The 7,694-nt window shown below is 73.0% G+C and carries 5 protein-coding genes; 3 read left to right on the forward strand and 2 right to left on the reverse strand.

Annotated features, from left to right (window positions below; all coding sequences use genetic code 11):
- Nucleotides 1-46: 46 nt before the first annotated feature.
- Together ACZ434_RS31610 and ACZ434_RS31615 are read right to left on the reverse strand one after the other, a co-directional pair.
- Entirely contained in the window at nucleotides 47-1,276 is a 1,230-nt protein-coding gene (locus ACZ434_RS31610) for a trypsin-like serine peptidase (RefSeq protein ID WP_468461954.1), read from the reverse strand.
- Nucleotides 1,277-1,397: 121 nt separating this feature from the next.
- Complete coding sequence (locus ACZ434_RS31615) at nucleotides 1,398-2,618, reverse strand: trypsin-like serine peptidase (protein ID WP_468461956.1); 1,221 nt, start codon at nucleotides 2,616-2,618, stop codon at nucleotides 1,398-1,400.
- A 408-nt stretch (nucleotides 2,619-3,026) separates the two neighbouring features.
- Between ACZ434_RS31615 and ACZ434_RS31620 the strand changes: the two genes are divergently transcribed.
- The 3 genes from ACZ434_RS31620 (at nucleotide 3,027) to ACZ434_RS31630 (ending at nucleotide 7,578) form a co-directional block, all read left to right on the forward strand.
- The gene (locus ACZ434_RS31620) at nucleotides 3,027-4,877 is read left to right on the forward strand and encodes an IucA/IucC family protein (RefSeq protein ID WP_468461958.1); all 1,851 of its coding nucleotides are present in this window, start codon (nucleotides 3,027-3,029) and stop codon (nucleotides 4,875-4,877) included.
- A complete protein-coding gene (locus ACZ434_RS31625) occupies nucleotides 4,772-5,443 on the forward strand; it encodes a GNAT family N-acetyltransferase (protein WP_468461962.1) in 672 nt (223 codons plus the stop codon). Before ACZ434_RS31620 ends, ACZ434_RS31625 begins: the two co-directional genes overlap by 106 nt.
- 116 nt (nucleotides 5,444-5,559) lie before the next feature.
- On the forward strand, nucleotides 5,560-7,578 hold the full coding sequence (locus ACZ434_RS31630; protein WP_468461960.1) for an ATP-dependent DNA helicase: 2,019 nt from the start codon (nucleotides 5,560-5,562) through the stop codon (nucleotides 7,576-7,578).
- Nucleotides 7,579-7,694: the final 116 nt, after the last annotated feature.

The following is a 7,694-nucleotide window of genomic DNA, read 5'->3' on the forward strand; positions in this document are numbered from 1 at the left end:
CCGCCCCCCGCTCACCGCGGGGGGCGGGCCTTCGCGTGCGCACGGCTCACCGGCCGCCGTAGGTCCTGCTCATGTTCTGGTACAGCGCCTCGGCGTCCTCGCCCAGCTGCGGACCCGCCAGCCAGGTGTTGTCGGTCGGGCCGATCGAGGTGTTGGAGACCAGCACCGTCTCACCGTCCAGCACCCGGAACCAGCCGCCGCCGGACGAACCGCCGGTCATGGTGCAGCCGATGCGGTACATCGACGGCAGGTCCGAGGCGAGCGAGAAGCGGCCCGGCGCGTCGAGGCACTTGAACATCCGCAGACCGTTGTAGGGCGGCGCGGCCGGGTAGCCCCAGGCACCCATGCTGCCCGCCTCTGCCGCCGAGGGGGCGGAGAAGTCCACGTCGAGCGCGGCGCCGACCGTCTCCTCCAACGACGTGCTCCCCTGCTCCGGCTGCACGTGCAGCACGGCGTAGTCGTACGGCGCCCCGTCGCCGCCGCTCTGCGAACCGCCCTGGATCCAGCCGCCCGAGGTCGAGGCCCAGTCGGCCCACCAGTTGCCGTAGGGGGCGATCTCCTGGGCGCCCGCGTTGCCCAGGTCCGCCTCGGACTTGCCGAGGTCGTTGTAGGCCGGAACGAAGACGATGTTGCGGAACCAGCCGCCGTCACCGCCGGCGTGCACACAGTGACCGGCCGTCCAGACGAGGTTGGACTTGCCCGGGTGGTTCACGTCCTTGATGACCGTGCCCGAACAGACGGCCGGGCCGTCCGGGGAGTCGAAGAACACCTTGCCGACCGGTGCCGCGTTGTCGTGGTACGGCGTCTTCTCGGCCTCCGCCCGGACCGGGGCGGGCTCCGGGTCGCTGACGCCCTGGGCCGCCGAGGCGTCCTTGGTCGTGACGGTCTTGTCGGCCTCCTCGGCCGAGCGCATCCGCTCGGGCTCCCACAGGCCCTCGATCACCGGGTTGACGAAGTCCTGTGCCTCACTGAGCCACTTGTCCTTGTCCCAGTCCTTCCAGCCGCCGTCCTTCCACTGGTCCACGTCGATCCCGTGCTCCTTGAGCCGGTCCGCGAGGTCGGACGGGATCCGGACCTCGCCGCCGCCGTCCTCGCCCTCGCCGCCGCCGCCGGCGACAGGCGAGGCGGTGGCGTCGGGCTTGTCGCCCGCGTCGTCCTCGCCGGAACCGCCGCACGCGCCGACCGTGAGCGCCAGGGCGGCGACCAGCCCGGTGGCGGCGAGGACGGTGCGACGACGCCCTCGCCCGCCCGGAGCGGACATATGTGTGGAACCCATGCTGCGATGACCCCCGTTGTGCCGAATGAACACCGTGCCGCGCACCGGATGCACGCTCGGGACCGCGCCGCGGCCCCACCGGGTCCCGGGTGCGCGGCGCCCCCGGGACCCGGCACACCGGTCACCGACCGGCGAACTTCTCGCTGACCGCGTCGTACACGCCCTTGGCCTCCGCACCGAGGCGCGGACCGGCCAGCCAGCCCGACGTCACCGGGCCGATGGAGGTGTTGGACACCAGCGCCGGCTTGCCGTCCGAACCCGTCGTGACCCAGCCGCCACCGGACGAACCCGCCGTCATGCTGCACCCGATGCGGTACATGGTCGGGTCGTTCGCGCCGAGCGACAGCCGGCCGGGCTCGTCCGCGCACTGGTACAGCGTCTGCCCGTCGTACGGCGGAGCGGCCGGGTAGCCGGTGGCCGTCAACTCCTCCATCTCGGCCACCGCGGGAGCCGCGAAGTCCACCGGCAGCGCCGAACCGACCGTTTCCTCCAGCGACTTGCCGTCGCCGCCCTTCTCCGGCGTCACATGCAGCACGGCGAAGTCGTACGAGGCCCCGTCACCGCCCGTGGGGCCGCCCTGCTCGATCCACTGGTCCGAGGTCTGCACCCAGTCGCCCCACCAGACACCGTGCGGAGCGATCTCCTCCTGGGACGCGCCCTCGATCTCCTTCGCCGACATGCCCGAGTCGTTGTACGACGGCACGAACGCGATGTTGCGGTACCAGCCGCCCTTCTTGCCGGCGTGCACACAGTGGCCCGCCGTCCACACCATGTTGGACTTGCCCGGGTTGGCCGGGTCCTGCACCACCGTCGCCGAGCAGACCATCGTGCCCTCGGGGGAGTCGAAGAAGACCTTCCCGGCGGTGGGGGCGTTGGCCCGGTACGACGGCGGAACGGCCGCCGCCTGCACCGGCTCCGGCGTGGGGTCGGTCACGCCCTGGTCACCGGAGATGTCGCTCTCGTCGACCTCCTGGTCGGGCTCCTCGGCGTCCCGCATGCGGTCCGGGTCCCACAGGTCCTCGATGATCGGGTTGACGAAGTCCTGCGCCTCACGCAGCCAGTCGTCCTTGTCCCAGTTCTTCCAGGCGCCGTCCCGCCACTTGTCGATGTCGATCCCGTGTTCCTTGAGCCGGTCCCTGATGTCGTCCGGGATCTTCAGCTTGCCGTCGTCGGCGGCGGCCGTCGCGGAGGCGTCGGCGCTCACGTCCGTGTCGCCCGAGCCGCAGGCGGTGACGGTGAGGGCGAGCGCCGAGGCGAGTGCGACAGAGGCCAGAACGGGGGAGGTTCTGCGCCGGGCCCGCCCCTCTCGGCGAGCGGTGGACGACGGACGTATGGATCGCATGATCTGACTCCCCCTGGAATGAACGAACGTGGTGCTACGGCCGTCTTCACACTCGGAACCACGCGGAACCGCGCGGAGTTCGCCGGTGCTCCCACGGCCTACGGGAACGGCACCACACACTATGCGTTCGCCGCGGGGGACGTCCGACGGAACGGCAACGGTTCGGCTACAAGCCACCTGACCTGGACGATCCTCCTGAGATCTGCCGGTTTGAGGCCGGTGCGCCCCCGAGCGACCCGCCGGCACTCCGAGCAACCCCGTACGCCCCGTAACCCGGCGGGCGGCGCGGTGTTGGTAGCGGTGGGGGTTCGCCGTCCGCACGCGGAACCCCTGCCCGGAGTCCGTTGACGCCTCGCCCCACCACCGCACGAGGACCCGCCTCGCCCCACCACCGCACGAGGACCCGCCTTGCACACGCCCCCCGCGCCGGCCGACCGCACCAGCCCCGTGGTTCCGCACCAGGAGAGGAAACCGCCCGGCCCCGACCGGCTCGGCGGCGACGGCACCTGCCCGCTGGAACAGCCCGATCCGCGCGGCGCCGCCCAGGCCGCGGCCGTCGAGAACCTCCTGCGCTGCTGGGTACGGGAGACGGCCGTCCCCGCGCCGGACGGTGACGTCCTGCGGATCCCCCTGCCGGCCAGCGGCACCGCCCTGCTCGTCCCGGTGCTGTACTGGTCCCCGACCGGCCTGCACCGCTTCGGACTTCCCTGCCTGGCCGGCGCCCCGGACCCCGCCCCGCCGGCCGACGCCGTCCTGCTCGCCGCGCTGCTCGGCCGGGAGCACACCGGCAGCACGGACCCGACGCCTGCGCCGGGCGGCGACGACAGCACCGACCTCGTCTCACGCGTCGCCGACTCCGTCCGCCGTGTCGCCGCCTTCGTGACCGAACGGCGCGAGAACCCCCACGACCACCCCGACCTCTTCCTCGCCGCCGAACAGGCGCTCGTCCTCGGGCATCCGCTGCACCCGGCCCCGAAGAGCCGCGAGGACCTCTCCGACGCCGAGGCCGAGCGCTACTCACCCGAGCTGCGCGGCTCCTTCCCCCTGCACTGGCTCGCCGTCGCCCCCTCGCTGCTCGCCACCGACTCCGCCTGGACCGAACGCGGCCGCCCCGTCGCCGCGCCCCTCCTCACCGCGCGGCTCGCCGGACCGGGCCTGCCGCTGCCCGACGGACACGCGCCCCTGCCCGTGCACCCCTGGCAACTGCGCCAACTCCGCCACCGCCCCGGGACCGCCGAACTGCTGGACGCCGGACTGCTCCGCGACCTCGGTCGCCACGGCGCCCCCTGGCACCCCACCTCCTCCGTGCGGACCGTCCACCGCACCGGCGCCCCGGCCATGCTCAAGCTGTCGCTGGCCCTGCGCATCACCAACTCCCGCCGGGAGAACCTCCGCAAGGAACTCCACCGGGGCGTCGAGGTGCACCGGCTGCTGCGCACCGGACTGTCCCGGCAGTGGCGCGCCGCACACCCCGGCTTCGACATCGTCCGCGACCCGGCCTGGCTCGCCGTGAACACGCCCGACGGCGACCCCGTGCCCGGGCTCGACGTGGTGATCCGGCACAACCCGTTCGGGCCGCACGACGACGTCGCCTGCGTCGCCGGACTCCTCTCGCCGCGCCCCCGCGCGGCGGGCCCCATGCGATCCCGGCTGGCCGAGATCGTCCTCCGCCTCGCCGCCCGGACCGGACGGCCGCCCGGGGCCGTCGCCGCCGAGTGGTTCCTGCGCTACCTCGAACACGTGGTGCGGCCCGTGCTCTGGCTGGACGCGGCGGCCGGCATCGCCCTGGAGGCGCACCAGCAGAACACGCTCGTCCTGCTGGACGCCGACGGCTGGCCCGCGGGCGGCCGCCACCGCGACAACCAGGGCTACTACTTCCGCGCCTCGCGCCGTACGGAACTCGACGCACGGCTGCCCGGCATCGGCGAGCACAGCGACACCTTCGTCGACGACGAGGTCACCGACGAACGCTTCGCCTACTACCTGGGCATCAACAACGTCCTCGGACTCATCGGCGCCATCGGCTCCCAGCGGCTCGCCGGCGAACGGCTGCTGCTCGACGCCTTCCGCCGCTTCCTCACCGGGGTCCGCGCCGGACCGGCCCGCACACGTGGCACGCTGCCCGAGCTCCTCCTGGACTCGCCCGTCCTGCGCTGCAAGGCCAATCTGCTGACGCGACTGCACGGCCTCGACGAACTCGCCGGCCCGGTCGACACCCAGTCCGTCTACGTCACCATCGCCAACCCGCTGCACTCATGACGGCCGGCGACATCGCCGGCTGGGGCCCGGCCGCGACCCCCGCCGGCCCGTTCCGGCTCGTCCCCGTGCGGGCGGAACGAGATCTGCCGCTGCTCGTACGGTGGATGAACGACCCGGCCGTCGCCGCGTTCTGGGAACTCGCCGGACCGCCCTCCCTGACCGCCGGCCACGTACGGGCCCAGCTCACCGGCGACGGCCACAGCGTCCCGTGCCTGGGCCTCCTGGACGGTACGCCCATGAGCTACTGGGAGATCTACCGCGCCGACCTCGACCCCCTGGCCCGCCACTACCCGGCCCGGCCCCACGACACCGGGCTCCACGTCCTCATCGGCGCCGCCGGAGACCGGGGCCGCGGCCTGGGCGGCCTCCTGCTCAGGACCGTCGCCGACCTCGCCCTCGACCACCGGCCCGCCTCGTCCCGCGTCGTCGCGGAACCCGACCTGCGCAACACTCCCTCCGTCACCGCGTTCCTCAAGGCGGGCTTCCGCTTCTTCGCCGAGGCCGACCTCCCGGCCAAGCGGGCCGCCCTGATGATCCGCGACCGGTCGCTGCGCCACGTGCTGTAGCTCCCACCCGTACGAACACCGTCCCGACCCGACCGAGGAGACCCCGTCTTGATCGCACCCCCGGCCCTCGCCGTGATCGCACGATTGTCAGCGCCGGGTCGTAGGGTGGTCGCGCTATGACGAAGCCCTCACTCCCCGAACTCCTGCACGCCGCCGTCACCGCCGTCGGCGGCACGGAGCGTCCCGGCCAGGTGACCATGGCCGAAGCCGTCGCCGAGGCGATCGACGACGGTGCCCATCTGCTGGTCCAGGCCGGCACCGGCACCGGAAAGTCGCTGGGCTACCTGGTGCCCGCCCTCGCGCACGGGGACCGGGTGGTGGTGGCGACGGCCACCCTGGCCCTGCAGCGCCAGCTCGTGGAGCGCGACCTGCCGCGCACCGTGGAGTCGCTGCATCCGCTGCTGCGCCGCCGCCCGGAGTTCGCGATGCTCAAGGGCCGCTCGAACTACCTGTGCCTGCACCGGCTGCACGAGGGCGTGCCGCAGGACGAGGAGGAGGGGCTCTTCGACCAGTTCGAGGCGGCCGCCCCCACCAGCAAGCTCGGCCAGGACCTGCTGCGCCTGCGGGACTGGTCCGACGAGACGGAGACCGGCGACCGGGACGACCTCACGCCGGGCGTGTCCGACCGCGCATGGTCGCAGGTGTCGGTGTCGTCGCGGGAATGCCTCGGCGCCACGAAGTGCGCCTACGGAGCCGAGTGCTTCGCCGAGTCGGCCCGGGAGCGCGCCAAGCTCGCCGAGGTGGTCGTCACCAATCACGCCCTGCTGGCGATCGACGCCATCGAGGGCGCCCCGGTGCTGCCGCAGCACGAGGTGCTGATCGTCGACGAGGCCCACGAGCTGGTCTCCCGGGTCACCGGGGTCGCCACCGGCGAGCTCACCCCGGGACAGGTCAACCGCGCGGTGCGGCGCGCGGCGAAGCTGGTCGACGAGAAGGCCGCGGACCAGCTCCAGACCGCCGCCGAAGGGTTCGAGCGGCTGATGGAGCTGGCCCTCCCGGGCCGGCTGGAGGAGATCCCGGAGGACCTCGGCTACGCGCTGATGGCGCTGCGCGACGCGTCCCGCACCGTCATCTCCGCGATCGGCGGCACCCGCGACAAGTCGGTCCAGGACGAGGACGCGGTCCGCAAACAGGCGCTGGCCTCCGTGGAGAGCGTCCACGACGTGGCGGAGCGGATCACGAACGGCTCCGAGTGGGACGTCGTCTGGTACGAGCGCCACGAGCCCCGCGGCGGAGCCGCTCATCGTTGGAGCGGGGCGTCGCTGCGCGTCGCCCCCATGTCCGTCTCGGGCCTGCTGCGCGAGAAGCTCTTCACCGACCGCTCCGTGGTCCTGACGTCCGCCACGCTGAAGCTGGGCGGCGACTTCAACGGGGTGGGGGCGTCGCTGGGGCTCGGCCCCGAGGGAGCCGAGGGCGACGACCTCCCGCAGTGGAAGGGCGTGGACGTCGGCTCGCCGTTCGACTACCCCCGGCAGGGCATCCTGTACGTCGCGAAGCATCTGGCGCGCCCGGCCCGTGACGGTGACCGCGCGGACATGCTGGACGAGCTCACGGAACTGATCCAGGCGGCGGGCGGCCGCACCCTGGGGCTGTTCTCCTCGATGCGGGCCGCGCAGCTCGCCGCCGAGGAGCTGCGCTCCCGTATTCCGGAGTTCCCGATCCTCCTCCAGGGCGAGGAGACGCTCGGCGAGCTGATCAAGAACTTCGCGGCCGATCCGAAGACCTGCCTCTTCGGCACGCTGTCGCTGTGGCAGGGCGTCGACGTACCGGGTCCCAGCTGCCAGCTGGTGGTCATGGACAAGATCCCCTTCCCGCGCCCGGACGATCCCTTGATGAGCGCCCGCCAGAAGGCGGTGGAGGAGGCGGGCGGCAACGGGTTCATGGCGGTCGCCGCCACCCACGCAGCGCTGCTCATGGCCCAGGGAGCGGGCCGTCTGGTCCGTGCGTCGGGGGACCGGGGCGTGGTGGCCGTACTGGACCAGCGGCTGGCCACCGCCCGCTATGGCAGCTATCTGAAGGCCTCGCTGCCCGACTTCTGGTACACCACGGACCGCAACCAGGTGAGGAAGTCGCTGGCCGCCATCGACGCGGCCGCCGTACGGGCGGAGGCGGAAGCCGGCGCCGGGGTGGAGTGATCCGACCGGTGTGGGGGGGGGGGGGGGGGGGAAACCGAGGGGGGGGGGGGGGGGGGGGGGGGGGGGGGAGAAGAAAAAACCCCAACACAAGCAAGGGGGCCCAAGGGATGGCGGGT

This window comes from Streptomyces sp. NPDC030893 (genome assembly GCF_055571535.1).

Excerpts from the sequence above, each read along its gene's own strand:
- ACZ434_RS31610 (WP_468461954.1), bottom strand. The coding sequence starts at position 1,276 with ATGGGTTCCACACATATGTCCGCTCCGGGCGGGCGAGGGCGTCGTCGC.
- ACZ434_RS31615 (WP_468461956.1), bottom strand. The coding sequence starts at position 2,618 with ATGCGATCCATACGTCCGTCGTCCACCGCTCGCCGAGAGGGGCGGGCC.
- ACZ434_RS31630 (WP_468461960.1), top strand. The coding sequence starts at position 5,560 with ATGACGAAGCCCTCACTCCCCGAACTCCTGCACGCCGCCGTCACCGCC.